Here is a 23,019-nt window from a genome sequence, read left to right as displayed (position 1 = left end):
AAGAACTGTCATTCCAATTGTGAAGCGGTCAGGGCACTGATCTAGGCAGTTATTAAATTCTTCACTTTGCAATCGAGGTTCGTTTAGGGTCCGGAAAGATGAATTTGCGTGTCAAGAAATCAGCGGCAGGCGCGACTTTTTACACATTCTTTGATGAATTTAATTCCACCAACAGGTAGACACTAAATAAATTCACACAAAAGATACTACTGTGAAATAAATTTCGTAATTTTGTGCCCTATATGGTACTGAATTACATTTGGATTGCATTTTTTGTCATTGCATTCCTATTCGGGATAGTCCAGTTGCTGATGGGTGACGCGACCATTTTCCAGAAAATAGTCAATGCTACATTCGACTGTTCCAAGACCGCCTTCGAGACCTCTTTGGGCCTGACAGGTGTTTTGGCTCTGTGGCTGGGTATCATGAAGATTGGAGAGCGGGCAGGCATCGTCAGAGTTCTCGCACGCATATTGAGTCCAATCTTCTCAAAACTCTTCCCTGATATCCCGAAGAATCATCCTGTCATCGGTTCCATTTTCATGAACATCGCCTGCAATATGCTCGGTCTAGACAATGCAGCGACTCCTACAGGTCTGAAAGCAATGGCACAAATGCAAGAACTTAATTCCAAGAAGGACACTGCTACCAACCCGATGATTATGTTCCTGGTACTAAACACTTCGGGACTAACCGTTATTCCCACGACAATCCTGGCTTTCCGGTCTTCATACGGAGCAGCTAATCCTACTGATGTTTTTATTCCTATTCTTTTGGCTACTACTGTAGCTACACTTGCCGGTATCATTGTCACTGCCCTCTGGCAGAAAATCAACATTCTTCAACCCGTATTATTAACGACCCTCTTAGGCTTGGTAGCCTTTGTGGGAATCGTCATCTGGGGATTCGGAGAAATGGATAAAACCACCATGGCAACCGTTACTTCAGTAGCTTCAAACCTGATACTCATAACAGTTATCGTGCTCTTCATCCTGGCAGGACTCATTAAGAAAATTAATGTTTACGATGCATTCATCGAAGGAGCCAAAGAAGGTTTCCATACTGCCGTCAGGATTATCCCCTATCTGGTAGCCATACTTGTCGGGGTCGGTGTATTCCGGGCATCAGGAGCCATGGATATGCTCATTGACGGTATCGCATGGTGTGTCAAACAGTTAGGCCTCAACACAAACTTTGTAGGGGCTTTGCCTACAGCACTGATGAAACCACTCTCAGGGAGCGGAGCAAGAGGCTTGATGCTGGAAGCAATGAAGAATTACGGTCCCGATTCGTTCGTCGGTCGTCTGAGTTGTATATTCCAAGGTTCTACAGATACCACCTTTTATATTTTAGCAGTTTATTTCGGCAGTGTCAGTATCAAATATACACGGCATGCAGTAGCCTGCGGGCTTATAGCCGATTTAGCAGGAGTTCTTGCCGCTATCACGATCGCCTATATTTTCTTCGGGTGAAGCGGCTGTCAACAGGAAACGAATAACAAGAATCATTATCAAATATGGCAAATCTAAAATCACTGGCTGAAGATACAGTTATCTACGGTCTGAGCAGCATTGCCGCACGCTTCATCAACTATTTGCTGGTACCTATACAAACGGCAAAATTCAATGCTGCAGGCGGTCAATATGGCATTATCACAAATGTCTACGCCTATGTCGCCCTATTCATCATTGTCCTGACCTACGGAATGGAGACGACCTTCTTCCGGTTTATGAACAAAGATGGCGTCGATCCCAAGAAAGTATACGGCACGACCCTCAGGACAGTAGGATTCACCTCTCTTCTCTTTGCAATCATCATCGCCTTATTCAATGAGCCCATAGCCTCTTTGATGAAATATCCGGATCATCCGGAATATGTTCTGGTCATGTTTGTGACCGTTGCAATCGACGCGTTTACAGCCATTCCCTTTGCATATCTGCGCTATGCCCACAGACCCGTCAAATTCGCGATGCTGAAGGTATTCAACATTTCTCTGAATATTGTATTGAACATTCTCTATCTGGTCGTATTGCCTTTATTGAAGATCAATCTCTTCGGCATTTACGATGCCCATTTCACCCTGCATGTCGTCTGGGTCTTCTACATCAACTTATGCTGCTCTCTCGCGACACTGCTTATGCTCGGCAAAGAGTTGAAGGGTTTCAAATACGGTTTCAACGGCGACATCTGTAAGAAGATGCTGTCTTACACTTGGCCTCTGCTCATCATGGGTATCGCAGGCCAACTCAACCAGTGTGCATCTCAGATCATCTTCCCTTATGTCTACAATGGCTCTGTCGCTGACGCTCGCATGCAACTCGGTATTTACGGGGCCTGTATCAAGATTGCGATGATCATGATGATGATTACTCAGGCTTTCCGCTATGCCTATGAACCTTTCGTATTCGGCAAGATGCGGGAAAAAGACAACAAGGCAACCTATGCCAAAGCCATGAAGTTCTATATCATCTTCACGCTGCTCGCCTTTCTTTGCGTAATGGGGTATATGGACATCCTCCGCTATATTGTAGGGAGAAGTTACTGGGCAGGACTTGAGATCGTACCGATCTCTATGACAGCAGAAATCATGTTCGGCATCTTCTTCAATCTAAGTTTTTGGTACAAACTCACAGACCGCACCATTTGGGGGGCCTATTTCTCAGGTATAGGGGCATTCGTCTTGATCGCGATGGATATTCTGCTCATACCGAGATTCTCATACTGGGCATGCGCTTGGGCAGGATTCGCATCTTATGCCATCAGTATGATCCTCTCCTATGTTTTCGGACAAAAATATTATCCGATTTCTTACCCGATCAAAGACATTGCCTTTTATATCCTCCTCGCTGTAGTTCTGTTCGTATGCATCAGTTTGAGTAATGCACACTTGCATACGTCGATCGCCCTCATCCTCAATACGGTCCTGATCATCCTCTATATCTTCATCACCATCAAGCGGGACTTCCCCCTGTCAGCACTACCCGTTATCGGAAAGCACTTCAGAAAATCATAAGAATAACCCCAAAAATCATAAAAGTACTTCAGAATGAAAAAATCTATTCTAATCATCAGTTCTCTGATAGTCCTGTCATCAGGTCTGAAAGCAGATGAAGGGATGTGGACACTCTACAATCTCCCGGAAGCTGTCTATCAGACGATGCAGAGTGAAGGCTTCACCCTGCCTTATGCTGACCTCTATCAGGGAGAAAATGCCTTAAAGAACGCAGTGGTCAACTTCTCCGGTTATTGCTCGGGAGTCGTTGTATCCTCTGACGGCCTTGTCTTCACGAACCATCATTGCGGATTCGAATCCATCAGGAGCCATTCTACAGTAGAGAATGACTATATGCTCAAAGGATTCGTTGCGAAGACCCGTACAGATGAACTGCCAAATGAAAATATGTTCGTCAGTTTTATGCGCAGCCAGAAAGACATTACCGATGAAGTCAACAAGGCCGGCTACAACCGACTCAATTCAGACCGTCGGGCAGCCTTGATCGATTCATTGGAAAATGCCATGACCAAGGAAGTCCAGAAAAAGGATTCCTCCCTCCATGTCAATATCGATGCTTTCTACGAAGGAAACAAATGGTATGCTACCACCTACCAGGATTATCCTGATATCCGGCTCGTATATGCTCCTCCCCGATCTATGGGCAAATTCGGAGGAGAGACAGACAACTGGATGTGGCCGCGTCAAACTTGTGACATCTCCGTATTCCGCATCTACGCCAATCCCAAGACCAACGGACCTTCAAAATACAACAAATCAAATACGCCATATCATCCAGAGCGTTGGGCAAAAGTAAGCCTGCAAGGCTATGTACCAGGAGATTATGCGATGACTATCGGTTATCCTGGATCTACAGAACGTTATCTTTCCAGTTATGGCATCCAGATGCTCCGTGATGACGAGAACGAACCTCGTGCCCAAGTCAGAGGCGTCAAGCAAGACGTCATGCTCCGGCACATGCGTGCCAGTGAAGCTGTCAGAATCAAATATGACAGTAAGTTTGCCGGTTCTTCTAATTACTGGAAAAACTCCATCGGAATGAATAAATGTATTGACTCAGTAGGAATAGTAAATCAGAAAAGACTGTATGAACAGCAAATTGCAGCCTGGCAGGATACGACCCGGGCAGACATACAAAAAGTTGATTTCGGATTATTAGAACGACTCTATGCAAAAGCTTCAAGCCTCCAATATATTTTCACCAACTGGTCTGAAACCTTTACCAGACGAAGTAATATAGAATTTAATGCCAGAGCCTTAAAGCTCTATCGGGGTATGCCAATATATGGTCCGAAGAATCACCGGAAAAAACAATACCAGAAATTTGAGGACAACTCCTCAGAATGGGATGCGCCTACTGATAAAGAGATGATGGCAGCCCTCCTCAAGAATTACCGGAAACATGTCGACACTAACTGGCAACCGGGTTTCTATAAGACCATTGACCAGAAATTCGGAGGAGACTATCAGAAATATGTCGACTACCTCTACGACCAGAGTTTCATCATGAAAAGTGGTGAAAAGATCTATTCGAACCGCAAGAGTTACAAGAAAGATCCGGGCGTCCAATACGGTATTGACGTAATGGATATTTACGCTACCATCCAAGAGAAATCCAACAATATAGAAGATTCCATCGCTGAACAGGAGAAATACCTTTGTGCAGCGAAGATCAGGATGGAAGAGGATATGCCCCATTATTCCGATGCCAATTTCACCATGAGACTTTCCTATGGTCAAGTAGGCGGCTTTGAACTGGGAGGCAAACCTTCAGGCTACTATACCAACAACCAAAGTATCGTGAACAAGATGGCAAAAGGTGCCAGCGGTTTTACAGACTATCAGGCAGAACCCGTCTTCCGGGATTTGATGTCAAGGAATGATTTCGGCCGTTATACGGACAAGACCACTCATGACCTGCATCTGTGTTTCCTGACCAACAATGACATCACAGGGGGCAACTCCGGAAGTCCTGTATTCAATGGAAAAGGTGAATTGATAGGATTGGCATTTGACGGTAACTGGGACAGTTTGTCCAGTGATATCTGGTTCGACAAACACCTAGCCCGCTGTATCTGTGTAGATATCCGCTATGTCCTCTATATCATGGACCAGTGGGGACATGCCGAAAACCTGCTACAGGAAATCGACCCGAAATAAGACTATCAACACTGACCTTTCTGGGTTTAAAATAGCTATAAAGCCGGATGTTCAAACGAGCACCCGGCTTTATTAGTTTTATAGGATTCCACTGAGAACCCATACGATCTATATCCGTTCTATTATGGTGTCATGAAGGAAGAACTTTTGCCCCCGCTTTCCAGATCCAGCAGGAACCGTTTCTTGTCAATGCCTGCGCCATATCCGCCGATCTTCCCTCCAGCCGCAATCACGCGATGACAGGGAATGATAATGGCTATCGGATTGGCATGGTTAGCATTTGCCGCAGCCCTGCATGCCCTCGGATGACCTGCCAAAGTTGCCTCCTGAGCATAGGAAACCGTCTCACCATAGCCGATGTCATCGAGCAGGACCTGCCAGATCTTCAACTGGAATGGCGTACCTTTCAGGATATGCAAAGGTACATCAAAAACCGCACGTTTTCCGGCAAAATAGTCGTCCAGTTCGTGCGCTGTCTTGTCCAATATCGACTGGGCAAGTTGTGAGGGACAATCATCCGTCACCTCTGGTCCGGAAAAGTGGAGATCGGTCACGCCTTTCCCGTCAGCTGTTATCCACAATGGTCCTATGGGAGAATCATAAATACGAGTTGCCTGCCCCGAAGGACACGAATGATGATCAAACAACAGCATAATAGATATCTATCTAAAATATTATAATTCTTTTAAATCAAAAGGCATCAGTCATCAGCATGTACGACGACCTCGCCCAGCAAGCGTTGCACTTCCTGAAAATTCTCCGCAGGTTGTATCAAATTCAGATAGTTGCCTCGGATAAAACCCTGTTTCTGCAGGTCATCCAAAAGCATGATCAAAGGTTTCCAAAAGCCCTTCATATTATAGAGGATCACCTTCTTCTGATGATAGCCGATCGTGTGGGCAGCTGCCACCGTGAAGAGTTCGTCCAGAGTCCCAATACCTCCGGGGAGGACAACAGAGACATCACTCTGGGCGACCATCAGGTCCTTCCTGTCACTGAGATTGTCACAGGGAATCTCCACATCCACAGAAGGACTGGCCGTCCCGTTCGTTTCCACCCTTGTCGGAATCACGCCAATCGTATGACCGCCGGTCTCTCTCACAGCCTCGGCAATACACTCCATGAGTCCCAGATTACAACCCCCGAAAACTAAAGTGTGTTTTTCTTTACCCATCCAATGTCCAAATTCTCTGGTCATCTTAAAGAAATCCGGATCTATGTTAGAATCCGCAGAACAAAATACGCTTATCTTCATTTCTCTATTTCTTTTTATCCTTTATCTCTTTGTTCTATAAAACTATATCTCTAAACCTTTGTCAGGCAGGTCAATTTCAAGCGAAATAATTTTCAAAGATACAAAATATATTGTATAGATACGAAAAAAATAACGAAAAACTTGTCTAGGACTATATTTTTCACTATCTTTGCGACCGATTTACGCAAACCCTCGGTTTGCCATTAATAACAGTGGAAGGAATAGGCGCCCAATTATGGCTGGGAGGGCGATTGTCCTTTCGCATAATAGGTAATTAGATTGAAAACATTTGAAGAATTAGGTGTCGGCGAGAATATTCGCCACGCCATTGAAGACCTCGGCTTTGAACAACCGATGCCCGTTCAGGAAGAAGTTATCCCTTATTTACTCGAGAATCCGAATGATGTCATTGCTTTGGCACAGACTGGTACCGGCAAAACAGCCGCTTATGGTCTGCCTCTATTGCAGAAACTGGACCCGGATGTAGAAGGCACTCAAGCCATCGTTCTCAGTCCTACACGTGAACTGTGCAACCAGATCGCAGACGACCTGAATGGTTTCGCCAAATATCTGGACCATGTGCACGTTACTGCTGTCTATGGTGGAGCCAGCATCATGACACAGATCCACGAGTTACGGCATAACGTTCCTATCGTAGCTGCAACTCCGGGACGTATGATTGATCTCATGAACCGCGGTGCGCTGAAACTGGATCACGTCAAGACCATTATCCTCGATGAGGCTGATGAAATGCTGAACATGGGTTTTTCAGACAGCATCAATGCCATCTTCGAGAAACTGCCTGAAGGGCATACCACTTGGATGTTCTCCGCTACCATGACCAAAGATGTCGAAAAGGTAGCTAAGAAATATCTTCATGACTATAAGGAAATTGTTGTCGGAAGCCGCAATGAAGGTGCAGAGAATGTCAACCATGTATACTATATGGTCAATGCCAGAGACAAGTATCTGGCTCTGAAACGCATTGTCGATTTCCATCCGCATATCTATGCCATCATCTTCTGCCGGACCAAGAGAGAAACTCAGGAGATAGCAGACAAGTTGATCCATGACGGCTATAATGCAGAAGCACTGCACGGCGATCTTTCACAAGACCAGCGTGACGCGACCATGCAGAAATTCCGCCAGCATACCACCCAACTCCTCGTGGCTACGGATGTCGCAGCCCGTGGTCTGGATGTAGAAGACCTCACGCACGTCATCAATTTCGGGTTACCCGACGACATCGAGAGTTATACCCATCGTAGCGGACGTACGGGAAGAGCCGGAAAGAAGGGAACTTCCATTTCCATCATTCACAGTCGTGAAAAGGGAAAAGTCCGTCAGATAGAAAAGGAGATCGGCAAGAAATTCGTCGACGGCACACTGCCTACACCTGAAGAGATCTGCCAGAAGCAACTCTATAAGACGATGGACGACATCATGAAGACTGACGTTGATGAAGATTTGATCGCGCCTTATATGGACGAGATCGACCGCCAGTTTGAATACGTCGACAAGGAAGACATCATCAAGAAGATGGTTACGATCACTTTCGGCCGCTTCCTCAATTACTACAAGAATGCTCCTGCCATCGAGAAGCCTTCTTCCTCCAGACGCTCAAGCGACAACTGGAAGAGCGAAGGCGGAGGATATGGAAAGTCTTCCCGGGGCAGAAGAGAAAGAGGTGGAAGTCACGAGGCAGAAGCAGGTTATACCCGCCTCTTTATCAACATCGGTAAAGCCGACGGATTCTACCCAGGAGAAGTGATGCAGTACGTCAACAAGCATGTTCATGACCGCCAGGAGATCGGACATATTGATCTGTTGAGCAAATTCAGTTATATAGAAGTTCCCCAAGGTGACGCGCAGAAAGTGATGAGCGCACTTGACGGAACCACCTACAAAGGCCGTGACGTACGTTGTAACGCCGCTGACCAACCCGGACACGGAAGTAGCCGGGGGGGTGCCAGACACGATCGTGGAGACCGTAAAAGAGGCGATTATTCCAAGAGCCGCCAGAGCAGAAGACCTTCTTCTACAGGAAGACATGAGGAAACTCATGACAACTCAGGCAAAAAGGAAGACTGGCGTACGCTGGTGAACCAGGCTGAGAATGTCAAATTCAAGGATCCTGTGCCTGACTTCAGTGAAGAGGGTTGGGCAAGACGCAAGCCCAAGGAAAAATAAATGCTGATAACTGATTTCCGGTTTGAAAGACAAATACTTCCCGAACCGGAATCAGAAGTCAAACAGTTGGATATAATATGAAACGGGGGAATTCTCAGATGAGAATTCCCCCGTTTCATTATAGCAAGATATAGCAGAAATCCTGTTATAAAGAATTCAACTTATCCGCCATGGCCTTGCCCAAAGCCTCACACTGGACCTTAGTTTCAGGAGAAAGTCCTTGTGTCATGTCTACAGGTGTACCTACCGGCGTAAAATGCAGGCGGGTATCATTCCATTCCTTAATGCAGGATACGGCCTTAGATGCCCAGCAATGACTGCCGAACCACCCCAGATAATGGTTTTTGATGTTCTTATTAGCCAATTCTGCCAACAAGACATCCATCTCATGGTAAAGTCCTGCATTGTAAGTAGGAGCACCGACAATAAGTCCGTTAAAACGGAACACGTCACGAAGGATATAAGAATGGTCTGTCTTACATACGTTGTACAAGACAATGTTCTTGATTCCGTTCTGACTGGCTGAGCGGGCGATGATCTCCGCCATACGCTCCGTATTGCCATACATCGTGCCGTAGCAGATGACAATACCTTTGTCACCTTCGTACTTGGAGAGCCTGTCGTACAGCGCCATGACATCCTTGACATGCTCGTGCCACACAGGACCGTGAGTAGAACAGATATAGTCGATCTTGAATCCGGCCAACTTCTTCAGAGCTGACTGTACCGGTATACCGTATTTACCCACAATATTCGAATAATAACGCGTTGTCTCCAAATGGAATGCATCCAAATCAATTTCAGAATCTATAATGCCTCCATTGAGAGCACCGAATGAACCGAAGGCATCACCTGAAAAGACAGATGTCGTCCCCTGCTTGTTCGTACAAACCGTCATCATCGTCTCAGGCCAGTGAACCATAGGTGTCAGCACGAAATCAAGTTTGTGCTCTCCCAAATCCAACGTGGAACCTGTCGTGACCTCTATGCTCCCCTCCAGATTATAGAAACCTTCCAGCATATTGAAAGTCTTCTTGTTACCCACGATCTGAATATCCGGATAGTATTTCTTGAACAAGGCAAGAGACCCGCTATGGTCCGGTTCCATGTGATTAATGACCAAATAGTCTATCTTCCTGTCACCCAATACATCCCGGAGCCGCTCCATAAACTGGACAAAGAAATCAACTTCAACAGTATCTACAAGACATATCTTCTGGTCTACGATAAGAAAAGAATTGTAAGATACACCATTGGGCAATGGCCACAAGCCTTCAAAACGATCCTTATTACGATCATTTACCCCAACATAATAGATGTTATTTGTTACTTCAATCATAGTTTGTCTATCATTTCATTTTTACACATTTACACGCATTTTTTCAGCCGGACTTCAAAGTTCTTCAGATGATTGCTTTACCTCATATACCTATCAAATTTCAGTACCTATTGATCAAGTTCGGCTTTCATTTTCTCTCCAAATTCCTCTGATATATAGTTAGAAATATACTTACAACTCTCCGCAGAATACAACTGTGCACAATTGAGAATCTGATCCCACTGCTTTTCCTTCAATCCCCGCTCGATGTCATCCCGAGTAATGCCGTATTTCAGCATTCCGAAGATAAAACCTGCATTGAAATTGTCCCCCGCTCCAATCGTACTGACCGTTTGGGTGGCCTTAGCAGGATAAACTTTCCGGAAATCGTGTTCTGACCTGACGATGACCGGATTGCCCTCATTGGTACAAATGAAGTTCTTACAGTAGAAACTGATTTCCGCATTGTATACTTTATCCGGATCCGGCATGTTATACAAGACATCAAAATCAACGGAACTCCCTCTAACGATATCTGCATCATCCAGATTCTCGAGCAGATTGGGCGTAACCCTCATAATATCATTCTTATGAGAGCCTCGGAAATTGACATCGTAATAGATGATGGCTCCTTTTCCTTTGGCGTAATCCAGAAAACCTGCGACCTGTGGGCGGACAACAGGGTTGACTGCAAAATAACTGCCGAAAAGGACGATATCATCGCGGTTGAGTTCGGGATACGAAAATTCGAGACGATCATGGGGATGGTCCTTATAGAACATATAATCGGCTCGGTTGTTCTGATCCAGGAAAGCCAAGGATATGGGTGACTTGCTTTCCGGAAAAGAAACCACATTATCTGCATTGACGTGGTTCTCCTTCAAGAAACTGACTATATGCCTTCCGATCATGTCATTTCCTGCCTCGCTGATAAACATGGCAGGAACGCCTGACCGACCTAAAGAAATAACAGCATTGAAAGTAGATCCTCCTGGAACAGCACTTACTGGCTGTCCGTTTTTGAATATTATATCGAGAACTGTCTCCCCAATTCCTACAACCTTACGCATAATCAATAACGTTTATAGATGCAAATATAAGAAAAAAAATGATAGTAGAGCGGAATATTTTTAGAATTTATTCCGTCCTACCCATTTATCCGATCCTGAAATTGTCGGAGAAGAAAAAGACCGCAAAAGAGAGACCCATCCCCAAAGTTTTTTGTAAATTTGTCACAATATGAAATATCAAACATACACTTTGACTAATGGCCTCCGGATCATCCTCCTGCATTCTGACTCACAAGTCATCTATTGTGGCTACCAGGTCGATGCCGGTGCCCGCGATGAAGAACCCGGAAAAGAAGGACTGGCGCATTTCTGTGAGCATGTGTCCTTCAAAGGAACAAAACGCAGAAAGGCCTGGAATATCCTCAATGGCCTTGAGAGAGTTGGCGGGGATCTGAATGCCTATACCAATAAAGAAGATACAACTTATTATGCCACAATCCTCAAAGAGGATGTGCCCAAAGCCGTAGACCTGCTCACGGACATGGTCTTCCACAGCACTTTTCCGCAACACGAACTCGATAAGGAGAAGGATGTCATCTGTGAAGAAATAGAAAGTTATAAAGATTCTCCTGCCGAACTGATCTATGACGAATTCGAGAATACCATTTTTCATGGCCATCCTTTAGGCCATAATATCTTAGGGACAACTGACCTTGTCCGTTCGTTTAAAACTGAAGATGCCCTTGCTTTCACGGGAAAGTATTACCGCCCTGACCGCACCGTCTTCTTCGCTTACGGTGATGTAGACCTCAAGAAACTTGTCCATCTTCTGGAAAGGATGTTCACCATCTATCCCCTGGAAAGAGCCTTTAAAGCAGATCAGGGAACAGGAGATAACCCGATAGTTCTCACAGAATCTGGCAATCTGACAAGCGATACCAACGGCAATGCTACCCGTGACAAGATGAACAGGGCGCTACAAGGTCCTGAAGTCGGTCCTCATCCCCCTATCGTCATCCAAAGGCAAACACACCAATCACACGTCATGGTCGGCTGTCGTGCCTACTGTGTCTCAAGTCCCAAACGTATGCCCCTCTATTTACTCAACAACATCCTCGGTGGTCCCGGCATGAGCGCTCACCTCAATGTTTCCCTCAGAGAGCACTGCGGATTGGTATACACGGTAGAAAGTTCTATGGTCTGCTATGGTGACACCGGACTTTGGTGTACTTATTTCGGGTGTGACCCGAAGGATATCAACCGCTGTCTCCGTTTGATGAGAAAGGAATTCGACAAGATGATCACTACCCCGCTCACGCCTGCACAACTCAAAGCTGCCAAGAAGCAGATCAAAGGGCAAATCGGGATTTCATGTGATAACCGGGAGAATTTCGCACTTGATTTCGGTAAGAATTTCCTCCATCAGAACAAGGAGACGGACATCTCCGAACTCTTTCGGAAAATAGACGCGATCACTGCAGAACAGATACAAGAGGTCGCTCAGGAACTCCTTCAAAAGGATCGGTTGACAACAATGATCTTCAAATAAATAACGTGAGATCAGAAAATAAAAGGGGGACTGTTACAAAAGATATAGGCTTATACAAGGCTCACCGTGAAGAGGACTGGCGTCATTCCACCTCATCCACAATTAAAGGTACAAGACAGCCTCATTGCCTTCATTAAAGAGTAGGTCGAGGATACTGAGATTGGGCAGGAAACCAAATTTAGACTTATAGACCTGATAGTAGCACTGAGGCTGGAATGAGGGATCCGGTTCAGGATGCTTGGGGCGGATTACATCCCTGAAATCTGCCAAGTCTGAATCTTCATTCATCTGATTAACGTTCAAGAACTCTTCCGTAGGAATGACTTGAGGATGAATATCCAGAAGTTCGCACATCTTATGGGTAATCTCCATGTTGAAATCATAAAGGAATTCCCAGTGCTTTTCAAAAAACGGTCTCAGGTCATCATCATAAAACTCGAAGAAAGGACTTTCACCATAGGCAGACATCAGAGCATTCCAATGCAAGTGCCTCCAGTTGCCATGATCGCTGATCCGAATATCCTTCATCAGACATTTGTCCCCCTCATATTTTTCTATGGGGACAGTCAGTGCCTGAATACCGTTTGTCGTGGCAATCAGGCAACGGTTTCTATAAGTTTGTTTTATAAAATGGTCATACCTCTCTATCCGACATTCATCTGCCCTATTCAATTTCTGATACCACTGTACCGGCCCGAAATAGGCAGAAGACAATAAAGCTATATTTGACATTTGTTTTCTATGATTAGAATAACGATGCTCTCCGGCTATTCCAAGCCACTCCCGTTAACAGCCAAAGGGCGTTTCAGAGATTCAGGTTGAACAACCGGTAAGCTTTTCCGACAAACTGATGCCTGTAGACCAGCACTTTCCGCTTTCCGACCTGCAGCAAATAGCATTTGCAATAAGGACAGTCACAGTGGTGCGAACATCTCACTGGAACGCGATAGCGCACACCCTTCCACACTATCGTATCACCCGGTAAAGCAACGACGAGTCCCGGATAAGACACAGAGTCCTGCCGGAATACCAAATCATCACCTCGCCTGAGATCCGTGCAGTTGAGACGGTTCACAATCCACCTGTCCCCTTTTCTGAACTCCGGTGCATAACTGGAGTCGGGAACGGAGAAAATCGTGAACAGACAGGCTCGCACTACCAGCATCAACAGCATGGTAAACAGCAGCGCCAAAATGAATTTGACACCATCCTTCAACATTTATTTGATATGGCTCACCAACTTGAACAGGCGACTCCACCGAATACCATCAAATCCGGAATGATCAGGATCATGAGACCACCAGATGAATATCGGAGTACCTACGATATGGTCTTCCGGTACAAATCCCCAATAACGGCTGTCAGCAGAATTATGGCGGTTGTCTCCCATCATCCAGTAATAATCCATCTTGAAAGTATAGTAATGGGTCTGTTTGCCGTTGATAAAGATTTTATTATTCTTTACGATCAGGTCATTCCCTTCATACACACGAATAGGTCGCTCATAGATAGCGATATTCTTCATTGTCAATCTTAAAGTGACACCCTTTTTCGGAATCCAGACCGGCCCATAGTTGTCTCGTGTCCAACCTGTCATAGCGTTCAAAGGATACAAGTCTCCCGTCTCTGCATCTGTGTTGATTCGGATACTCGACACGAGGTCTTTCCGGGACTTGAGATAAGAGGCCGCTTTATAAGTCAACGGCATATAGCCGCTCTGGTTCAAACTGGTCAAGTCCTCATTGGAAATGCCCAGTTGTCTCGTCAGTTCTTCAGGCAGATCGGCTTTCAACTTGACATAATAAGTATACTGGACATTATCCGGTTCCTTGTTCGGTTTGCCATTCAGGTAAACGATCCTGTTCTTGATCTGCAGGAACTGTCCGGGCATCCCGACACACCGCTTGACATAATTTTCTCTCCGGTCTACAGGGCGATGGATGACATTTCCGAAAGTGCGCGGATTGTTCTTGATATAACTCCGTCCCAACGCGAAGATGTATGCGAAATAATCATGTTGCTGCTGGGCAGAAAGTTTTGCAGGATTCGGCTGGGAGCCTTTAGCCTGCTCATAGAGTTGTTCTCCGAAGGAATAGCACATCTGGTAGTAGTCAGCACTTTGATACTGCTCGTCATCACAGAGTGTATCCCCCGCAGGATAATTGAACACTACGATATCATTGAGTTTGACATTGCCGAATCCTTTGACCCGGCGGTATTTCCAGTGAGGCCATTCTATATAACTCTTCACGTGGATCACAGGCAGAGTATGCTGCGTCAACGGCATTGTCAGCGGCGTCTCAGGAATACGCGGGCCATAACTGAGTTTGCTGACGAACAGGTAATCTCCTGTCAGCAACGACTTCTCCAGGGAAGAGGAAGGGATCACATAGTTTTGAAAAGCGAACAAATTGATGAAATACACTGCCACCAATGCGAAGACAAGTGCATCGACCCAACTCATGATAAAGCGTACAGGACGCTCCGAATATTTCCACCATGTCCAGTGAATCTTCTTGGTGATGTAGACATCGAAAATAAATGGAACGACGATCAGTCCCCACCAACTTTTGACCCACAAGAGAAAGAGAAGGTAGAGGACGAGGACGATAATGAACTTCGTCCACTGTTTCTTCATATTGAGATTTTGTTTTTCCTTATCAATCATACGACTTCTATTAATAGAATTAAGAATTACGGTTAAGAAATCAGGAATTTCATAAACTATACCCACCCGTCATCAGCCATGGGAAAATACGTTCTTTCCAATGAGACCTCGATAAGCCTCATTCCTGAGTCGGGGGACAAGTGATCTGATGCCTTAGAATTTGAAAAGGTCAGACATGGTCAACAGTCCCTGATGAGTGAGTGTATATTCAGCTGCAAGAACAGCACCCATGGCAAATCCTTTCCGGGAATGGGCATCATGTGTAATCGTTATACTGTCAGCGTCACTATCATAGACAATACTGTGAATGCCCGGCACTTCGCCACGACGGATGCTGGCGATAGGCAATTCATCTGGAGCCACAGCATTGGTCCCGCTTTCCTTACCGTCAGCAGTATGCTGGAAACCTTTCACCCATTTGGTCTTACGGTCCAGCCGCTCAATGATCTCCTCGGCCAAAGTGATCGCCGTCCCTGAAGGGGCATCCAGTTTGTGGACATGATGCGTTTCTTCCATCCTTACGTCATATTGAGGGAAACCGTTCATGATCTTTGCCAAGTAACGGTTGACAGCCGAAAATACTGCTACGCCGACCGAGAAATTAGATGCCCAGAAAAGCGTCTGCTTCCCGTCTTTAGTCAAGGCTTCGACATCGGCTTTATGGTCTTTCATCCAACCTGTAGAACCACTGACGACCTTGACATGATGCTTGAAGGCCCTCAGATAATTTCCATAGGCGGCAGTAGGATTAGTAAACTCTATTGCCACGTCTGCTTTTGAAAATTCCGGCGAGTCAAAATCATCCGGATTATTCACGTCAATCTTACAAATAATCTCGTGGCCACGCTGTTTGGCGATCTCCTCGATCATATGCCCCATCCTACCGTAACCAATTAAAGCGATTTTCATTTTGTACAAAAAGAGATTAAATAATATATTATTTGCTACAAAGATAAGGAAAAACGAGGAAAGCGCAAAGGATAGACCCCCTTTTTACCTTTATTTAGCAACAAACTGCCTGAATGACAATCCGAAAGTCAAGCTGCACTAAAAAACGCAATCACGGGAATAGGCAAAAGTGTCTTACATTCCTATATTTCTGAAAGAATCCCAACTGGTAGTAAACTCTTTGGAGAAACCGCTGAAAGACTTCATACAGAGCATGCAAGAACGGAGAACACATCTATTCCGCACCTCAAAATAATCTTGCCAACAGATAGCCGAGTGCCAAAGCCAGTAAGCCCAAAAACAAACTTGCTGACATATAAGCTGCCATGTAAAGGTAATTTCCTCCTCTCAACAACGATCCGCTTTCATTGATAAATGTGGAGAACGTTGTAAACCCTCCACATAAACCAGTTGTCAGAAAGAGTTTTACGGAAGGAGACACTCCAGGTGCTTTCAAAGACAAACCTGAAAAGAATCCGATAAACAGGCACCCCAATACATTGATGATAAATGTACCCAATGGAAAGATCAGGTTAAAGTTTGCCTCTACAACTTTTGAGACAAGGAACCGGAGCCCTCCACCAAGGAATCCCCCAACACCTACAATGAAAAAATCTCTATACATTTTGATTTCATTTAATTCTGAAAGATACACTCCTCACATCAACTACTAGAAAACTTATTCAAGGCTCACAGATATCCTATCTTATTCCCATTTGGAACATAAGGCAAAACACTGCACAAAGATAACCCAAAAACTCAAATAACAGAACTCCAAATCTAGAAATTCAATCTTTTAAAACACCATATTTTGTTTTGAAGACCATTCGGCAACTAGAAAAGTGAGAAGCCTTACGTTCCCCTGTCTGCATTCATCATCCGAAAGTTGTTAATGTTAGATAAAGTCGGAATGTCTGCACTAAAAAAACATAATACGGCTATCCGAATACCTGTATCCGAATTTTAATCAATATCTTTGTATAAGATTAACATTCCATCCCATGATCGTAACAGCTATCATACTCATTCTTACAGCCGTGGCATTTTCCATTGGCCATATCCGTTCTGACCTTGTAGCTTTGTGCGCGCTCGTGCTGCTCATCCTCTTCGGCATACTCACCCCACAGGAAGCCCTCGCCGGTTTTTCAAACCCTGTCGTGATCATGATGATCGGTTTGTTTGTCGTCGGGGGAGGTATTCTTCAGACAGGACTTGCGAAGATCATCAGCGGCCGCATTGTAAGATTAGCCGGGAAAAGCGAACTCAAACTCTTCTTCTTGGTCATCCTCGTCACTACGGTCATCGGCGCTTTCATCAGTAATACCGGCACTGTAGCGCTCATGATGCCTATCGCCGTCAGTATGGCGGCAAGCGTCGGGATAAAACCCAGTAAACTGCTCATGCCTTTAGCCTTCGCCAGTAGTATGGGAGGAATGTTGACGCTCATCGGATCACCTCCCAACCTGATCATCCAGGAATCTCTGACCGAAGCCGGATATCCGCCGCTCTCCTTCTTCTCTTTCTCCCCCATAGGCCTTGTCTGCATCGTCGTGGGAATTGCCGTGATGCTGCCACTCAGCCGAAAGTTCCTGTCTAAAACCGGTGAGAATGAAGGGAAGAAGAAAAGGAAGACAAAGACCCTTAAACAGTTGGTGAGCGAATATCGCCTCAACGATCATCTTTCTGTCTGTACAGTCCGTTCTGAATCTCCCGCAGCCGGAAAGACTCTCGCTGAACTGGACATCCAAAACCGCTATGGGTTGACTGTTCTCGAACTGAGACACGAACAAAATAAGAGCAAGACCCTGATACAAGGAATTACCCAAAGTCCGGCCCAATCCAATGCCCGGATCAAAGTCGGAGATACCATCTATCTGAACGGGGGGAAAGAACAGGTGAAACAGATGGTAGAAGACCTGTCACTGGACTGGTTGGAACAGACGGAAGAGGATTCCAAAGAGAAGGGCAAAGAGACTTTGGACTTCTATGAACTAGGCATAGCGGAAGTGGTCCTGATGCCTAATTCTCAGTTTGTCAACCGCACCGTGAAAGAGACCGGACTACGAGCCAAATACGGTCTGAACGTCGTAGGGATCAGGCGTCGGGGGACAACGATCAGCGAGCACATTTCCTCTACGCGCCTGCTCTCGGGAGACGTGTTGCTGGTCCAAGGCTCATGGAACCGCATCGCAGCCCTCAGCAGCGATGGCGATCAATGGGTAGTCTTGGGACAGCCCTTGCAAGAGGCCGCAAAAATTACACTTGACTACAAGGCTCCTATTGCAGCCGGAATTATGATTCTGATGATTGTCATGATGGTGTTCGATTTCATTCCCATAGCACCTGTGACGGCCGTCATCATCGCTGCCCTGCTGATGGTTGTGACAGGTTGTCTCCGCAATGTAGAGGCGGCATACAAGACCATCAATTGGGAGAGTGTCGTACTCATTGCCGCCATGATGCCGATGTCTGTAGCATTGGAAAAGACGGGTATATCGACACTCGTGTCAAACACGCTGGTCAGTTCTCTGGGCAGCCTGAGTCCTACGATATTGCTGGCAGGGATCTACTTCACGACCTCCCTTCTGACACTGTTTATCAGTAACACCGCCACGGCTGTGTTGATGGCGCCCATCGCCTTGTCATCAGCTGCACAACTGGGAGTCAGTCCTTATGCCTTTCTCTTTGCTGTCGCCGTTGCAGCGAGTATGTGTTTTGCATCGCCTTTCTCTACACCGCCGAATGCTCTCGTCATGCAAGCCGGACATTACCAGTTTATGGACTATATCAAAGTAGGACTGCCCCTTCAGATCATCATGGGTATTGTCATGGTCTTTGTCCTCCCCCTGCTCTTCCCGATGTAAAAGAATTGTGCAATACAGGTCGCCCTACCGGATATTTTCGTATCTTTGCTGCAGATACTGTAAAAACACAATTCTAATGACCTATGGAAGAGTTGATTCACTATGTGTGGAAGCATAAACTATTCCCCATTAAACCCCTTGAGACAACTGACGGACAAGCCGTTGAGGTCATCGACCCCGGACTGCATAACAGAGATGAAGGCCCTGACTTTTTCAATGCGAAAATCAAAATCGGCGGTACGCTGTGGGCCGGGAATGTCGAGATACACGAAAAGTCGAGTGACTGGTATCTCCACGGCCATGACAGGGATCCCCGCTACAACAATATCATTCTGCATGTGTGCCACATCATCGACCGTGATGTACGAGACAGCAAGGGTGTATTCCTGAGGCAGATGCAACTGGATGTTCCGCCTTCCATCTCCCGACACTACAAAGAACTCCTCTATACGGAGGACTATCCTCCCTGTTATCGGATCATCCCAAGTCTCACACCTCTGATGGTCCATTCGTGGATGAGTGCCTTACAGACGGAAAGGCTGGAGCAAAAGACAGACGCCATTGCGAAAAGGGTGGACTTATGCAACGGGTCTTGGGAAGCAGCTTACTTCGTCACCCTGGCACGCAACTACGGCTTCGGAAAGAACGGTGACGCTTTCGAGCAATGGGCTTTGAGCATTCCCTGGAACGGTGTGGAACATCACCGGGATCACCTGATCCAGATAGAAGCGATCTTCATGGGACAGGCGGGACTGCTCAACCCTGAAACGCTCTTGAAACCCTATCAAAAGGATGCCCTCAAAGACGGCTATTTCACGAAATTGAGAAGTGAGTATGCCTATCTTGCAAAGAAATTCAGGCTTCAACCGATCGATTACCGCCTCTGGAACTTCTTTCATCTCAGACCTCAGAACTTCCCCTATATCCGCATCTCACAACTTGCGAATCTGTTTTACCAGCGTAAAGCAGGACTCTCCCAACTCCTTGAGCAGGACTCGATCCAAACTATGGAGAATGTCTTGAGGGTTTCCGTCACTCCTTATTGGGAAACGCACTATACTTTCGGCTCGACGAGCACTAGAAGCGAGAAACACCTGTCGCCCTTCTCCCTCAACTTGTTACTGATCAATACGGCAGTACCGATGCTCTTCGCCTATGGCCGCCATCGGGGAGACGACACACTCTGCGACCGTGCTTTCGACATTTTGGAAGGCTTGAAGGCAGAGACCAACAGTATTGTGACGACCTGGCACAGGGTGGGACTTGACGTCCAGAATGCTGGTGACTCTCAAGCGCTGATCCAACTGAAAAAGGAGTACTGTGACAAAAAAGAGTGCTTGCGCTGCAGGATAGGCTATGAGTATCTGAAGAAAGAAGACTGAAAGGTCAAATTATCCTTCTCAAAAACAATAAAATAAACTTCCTTCCGTAATTATATTAATAAACGGGCATCGTCCCATAAATGAATAAAACATTATGTGCTATACGTTTGAAACAAAGATAGAAGTTCGTGATTATGAATGTGACATTCAAGGTATCGTCAACAATGCCAATTATCTGCATTACCTGGAGCATACCCGCCACAGACTCCTGACAAAAACGGGAGTAAGTTTCAGGGATATGCACGAAAAAGGCATAGATGCCGTAGTCGCCCGTGTTGAACTCCGCTATAAAGCACCGCTCCGCTGTGACGATATTATGATATCCAAACTCTGGGTTGAACGAAAAGGACCTTGTTTTGCTTTCCATCAAGATATCTATCGGGAGAGTGACAACCGACTCTGCCTGAGAGCCGTAACGGATCTCGTCGTCCTGATCAACGGAAAGGTAGGCTATAGTCCGGAATATGACCGCGCGCTTACGCCTTTTATCCCTAAGAAAGAGGCTTGATGGACAATCGTCAAGAGAAGTTGAATGCCATAGCCCTTACTCAACTTAACTATTTTTCTCTTGCAGGACTCTTGGAGCTTTATCGCAAACTCGGCTCTGCCTCGGCAGTTGTGAAGCATCGGAACGCGATCAGGAAAGTGATTCCCGACGCTTCGGAACATCTCATCACGGCTCTCCAACATTTGGAAGAACCTTTGAAACGGGCGGAGGCAGAACTTGAATATGATGAGACTCACGGCATCCGGGTCTTCACGCTGAACGATCCCGGTTATCCCCAACGACTGAAAAACGCGGATGACGCTCCGCTGGTCTTGTTCTATAAGGGCACTGCCGATCTGAATTCCGCTCGGATCATCTCCATCGTCGGAACACGTCATTGTACCGTTTATGGAGAGGATATTATCCGCCGGTTCCTGTCAAACCTGAGAACATTATGCCCTCATGTGCTGGTCGTCAGCGGACTGGCTTATGGCGTTGACATCAATGCTCACCGGCAGTCCTTGGATAACGGGTATGAGACCATAGGCGTGCTGGCACACGGATTGGACACGCTTTATCCTTCCTCTCATCGCGACACAGCCAACAAAATGACTTTACAAGGCGGACTCATCACAGAATTCCTCACGCAGACGCGCGCGGAAAAGATCAATTTTGTGCGCCGTAACCGGATCATTGCCGGGATGTCTGATGCAACCATCCTCGTGGAGAGTGCGGTAAAAGGAGGAGGATTGATTACGACCGGCATCGCACAAAGTTACGGGCGGGATGTCTTCGCCTTCCCGGGTCCTATAGACGCGCCTTACTCTGCCGGCTGCAACCAGTTGATCAGAGACAACGGCGCAGGCCTCATCACGAGCGCGGAAGACTTTGTAAAGGCAATGGGGTGGCAGACGGACGCCCAAATCGAAAAGGCTCAGCATCAAGGCATAGAGCGACAGATATTCCCGGAACTTTCACCTGAGGAGCAGACGATTGTCAATGCCCTGAAAGAGAAAAATGATCTTCAAATCAATTTCCTGACGATCCGTACGGGGATAACGATCAGCAAACTCACAGCCCTGCTCTTCGAATTGGAACTGAAAGGTGTGGTGAGGGAACTTGCAGGTGGTATCTATCATCTGATCGTCTGATTTTTCTTGTTCCGAATGGTCTTTTTCAAGCATTTTTTTAAACACTTGCACAAGTTTCGAAAATTTTATATATCTTTGCGGTGTTTTCGAGCAAACTGCCCCTGTTGAAAGTTTACTGGTGACAGTCTACTCCATAATTAGTTGTCTAATTTATTAAATAATTCATTATGGGTGCAGCAGGTAATAAAAAGCCGAAAAAGGCAAAGAAAGGAAAGCGTATTCCAGCATATGAAAGTGCTGACAGTATGAATTCCACCTCTACTCTATCAGGTAAAGGCAAAAAAAGGAAACTTCACTAACTTTTAAGTGTGAAGCGAGAAGACGGTGGACAATCTCTAACATAATTCGAAGAAATTGCCCACCTTTTTTATGCCCTCAACTATCGAGACGTCAAAAGACAGTTGAGTGCTTTTAAACAGGATCCCTTAATGTCCCAATCGTTAACCTTTTCCACATGAATTCCCTGAAGAGTGTTATCCTCCACCATATTTCCTATAAAACTTATCAACGGAGACCAACCTGAAAGCATTAATAAGGCCTATAAACTCACTCCTAATAGAACCGGCTAAATCCTTCTATATATGAGAATACCAATATGCTGCATAATGGTGGACCAAAATGCTGCATAATGGTACACCATTATGCAGCATTTTGCTTCTTATCTATTTCGAAATACCGAATGTCCACATCAGTTATTCGCCACAATACTATCAAACTATTATCCGCAAGAAGTATTGACACTCTTTTACGGTCTGACCGATAATGTCCCTTACATATTTCTATAAGAATTAGCATAAAAGACGGTTAAATTATAATAGTTTATAAAAAAAGCGATACCTTTGCTTACAGAATGAGGCTCAATGTCCTATTCTATTGTTCTAATAACAGAATTTATAAGGTTCATCCGACAAATGCGTAGGTGTAAATTAAAATACGACTAAAAAAGAAGATAGCCAGGTTTTTTTGCTACCTTTGGTTTATCACAACAAAAGAATAGTAAAATGAATCCCAGCTATCTATATCA

General features: G+C 45.7%; 19 protein-coding genes. 10 read left to right on the top strand and 9 right to left on the bottom strand.

Annotated features, from left to right (window positions below; genetic code table 11):
* Nucleotides 1-242: 242 nt before the first annotated feature.
* Genes NG821_RS09625 through NG821_RS09615 form a run of 3 tightly spaced genes read left to right on the top strand, consistent with a single transcriptional unit; the run spans nt 243 to nt 5,173 of the window.
* A complete protein-coding gene (locus NG821_RS09625; protein WP_252761451.1) occupies nt 243-1,472 on the top strand; it encodes a nucleoside recognition domain-containing protein in 1,230 nt (409 codons plus the stop codon).
* 44 nt (nt 1,473-1,516) lie between these two features.
* Complete coding sequence (locus NG821_RS09620) at nt 1,517-3,013, top strand: polysaccharide biosynthesis C-terminal domain-containing protein (RefSeq protein WP_252761450.1); 1,497 nt, start codon at nt 1,517-1,519, stop codon at nt 3,011-3,013.
* 33 nt (nt 3,014-3,046) lie between these two features.
* Complete coding sequence (locus NG821_RS09615) at nt 3,047-5,173, top strand: S46 family peptidase (protein WP_252761449.1); 2,127 nt, start codon at nt 3,047-3,049, stop codon at nt 5,171-5,173.
* A gap of 122 nt (nt 5,174-5,295) precedes the next feature.
* Here the strand turns inward: NG821_RS09615 and NG821_RS09610 are convergent, their stop codons facing one another.
* Both NG821_RS09610 and NG821_RS09605 read right to left on the bottom strand, forming a co-directional pair.
* The gene (locus tag NG821_RS09610; RefSeq protein ID WP_252761448.1) at nt 5,296-5,826 is read right to left on the bottom strand and encodes a methylated-DNA--[protein]-cysteine S-methyltransferase; all 531 of its coding nucleotides are present in this window, start codon (nt 5,824-5,826) and stop codon (nt 5,296-5,298) included.
* 47 nt (nt 5,827-5,873) lie between these two features.
* Nucleotides 5,874-6,428, bottom strand: coding sequence for an LOG family protein (locus NG821_RS09605; RefSeq protein WP_252761447.1), 555 nt, complete (start codon nt 6,426-6,428; stop codon nt 5,874-5,876).
* 279 nt (nt 6,429-6,707) lie between these two features.
* On the opposite strand from NG821_RS09605, the gene NG821_RS09600 reads away from it, so the two are divergent.
* Nucleotides 6,708-8,618, top strand: a complete 1,911-nt coding sequence (locus NG821_RS09600) for a DEAD/DEAH box helicase (RefSeq protein WP_252761446.1) — start codon at nt 6,708-6,710, stop codon at nt 8,616-8,618.
* 145 nt (nt 8,619-8,763) lie between these two features.
* On the opposite strand, the gene NG821_RS09595 is transcribed toward NG821_RS09600, so the two are convergent.
* Complete coding sequence (locus tag NG821_RS09595; protein ID WP_252761445.1) at nt 8,764-9,957, bottom strand: FprA family A-type flavoprotein; 1,194 nt, start codon at nt 9,955-9,957, stop codon at nt 8,764-8,766.
* A 107-nt stretch (nt 9,958-10,064) separates the two neighbouring features.
* Nucleotides 10,065-11,006, bottom strand: a complete 942-nt coding sequence (locus tag NG821_RS09590; RefSeq protein WP_252761444.1) for a carbohydrate kinase family protein — start codon at nt 11,004-11,006, stop codon at nt 10,065-10,067.
* Nucleotides 11,007-11,175: 169 nt separating this feature from the next.
* Here NG821_RS09590 and NG821_RS09585 point away from each other — a divergent pair, with 169 nt between their 5' ends.
* A complete protein-coding gene (locus NG821_RS09585) occupies nt 11,176-12,495 on the top strand; it encodes a M16 family metallopeptidase (RefSeq protein WP_252761443.1) in 1,320 nt (439 codons plus the stop codon).
* 102 nt (nt 12,496-12,597) lie between these two features.
* Here NG821_RS09585 and NG821_RS09580 read toward each other — a convergent pair whose 3' ends face one another.
* From NG821_RS09580 to crcB, 5 genes are all read right to left on the bottom strand, one after another.
* The gene (locus NG821_RS09580; RefSeq protein ID WP_252761442.1) at nt 12,598-13,227 is read right to left on the bottom strand and encodes a WbqC family protein; all 630 of its coding nucleotides are present in this window, start codon (nt 13,225-13,227) and stop codon (nt 12,598-12,600) included.
* Between the two features lie 73 nt (nt 13,228-13,300).
* The gene (locus tag NG821_RS09575) at nt 13,301-13,714 is read right to left on the bottom strand and encodes a S26 family signal peptidase (protein WP_252761441.1); all 414 of its coding nucleotides are present in this window, start codon (nt 13,712-13,714) and stop codon (nt 13,301-13,303) included.
* Nucleotides 13,715-15,163, bottom strand: coding sequence for a S26 family signal peptidase (locus NG821_RS09570; protein ID WP_252761440.1), 1,449 nt, complete (start codon nt 15,161-15,163; stop codon nt 13,715-13,717).
* Nucleotides 15,164-15,316: 153 nt separating this feature from the next.
* A complete protein-coding gene (gene dapB, locus NG821_RS09565; protein WP_252761439.1) occupies nt 15,317-16,072 on the bottom strand; it encodes a 4-hydroxy-tetrahydrodipicolinate reductase in 756 nt (251 codons plus the stop codon).
* Between the two features lie 286 nt (nt 16,073-16,358).
* Nucleotides 16,359-16,736, bottom strand: a complete 378-nt coding sequence (crcB, locus tag NG821_RS09560) for a fluoride efflux transporter CrcB (RefSeq protein ID WP_252761438.1) — start codon at nt 16,734-16,736, stop codon at nt 16,359-16,361.
* A gap of 376 nt (nt 16,737-17,112) precedes the next feature.
* Here crcB and NG821_RS09555 point away from each other — a divergent pair, with 376 nt between their 5' ends.
* From NG821_RS09555 to NG821_RS09535, 5 genes are all read left to right on the top strand, one after another.
* Nucleotides 17,113-18,975 (top strand): SLC13 family permease, encoded by a 1,863-nt coding sequence (locus tag NG821_RS09555; RefSeq protein ID WP_252761437.1) that lies wholly within the window; start codon nt 17,113-17,115, stop codon nt 18,973-18,975.
* Between the two features lie 83 nt (nt 18,976-19,058).
* Complete coding sequence (locus NG821_RS09550) at nt 19,059-20,357, top strand: DUF2851 family protein (RefSeq protein WP_252761436.1); 1,299 nt, start codon at nt 19,059-19,061, stop codon at nt 20,355-20,357.
* 94 nt (nt 20,358-20,451) lie between these two features.
* A complete protein-coding gene (locus tag NG821_RS09545; RefSeq protein WP_252761435.1) occupies nt 20,452-20,865 on the top strand; it encodes an acyl-CoA thioesterase in 414 nt (137 codons plus the stop codon).
* Nucleotides 20,865-21,995, top strand: a complete 1,131-nt coding sequence (dprA, locus tag NG821_RS09540; protein ID WP_252761434.1) for a DNA-processing protein DprA — start codon at nt 20,865-20,867, stop codon at nt 21,993-21,995. Before NG821_RS09545 ends, dprA begins: the two co-directional genes overlap by 1 nt.
* 167 nt (nt 21,996-22,162) lie before the next feature.
* On the top strand, nt 22,163-22,294 hold the full coding sequence (locus tag NG821_RS09535) for an RNA-binding protein (RefSeq protein WP_252761433.1): 132 nt from the start codon (nt 22,163-22,165) through the stop codon (nt 22,292-22,294).
* Nucleotides 22,295-23,019 lie beyond the last annotated feature (725 nt).

This window comes from Segatella cerevisiae (assembly GCF_024054555.1).
GTDB lineage: Bacteria > Bacteroidota > Bacteroidia > Bacteroidales > Bacteroidaceae > Prevotella > Prevotella cerevisiae.
This window is presented reverse-complemented; position numbering and strand designations above follow the sequence as displayed.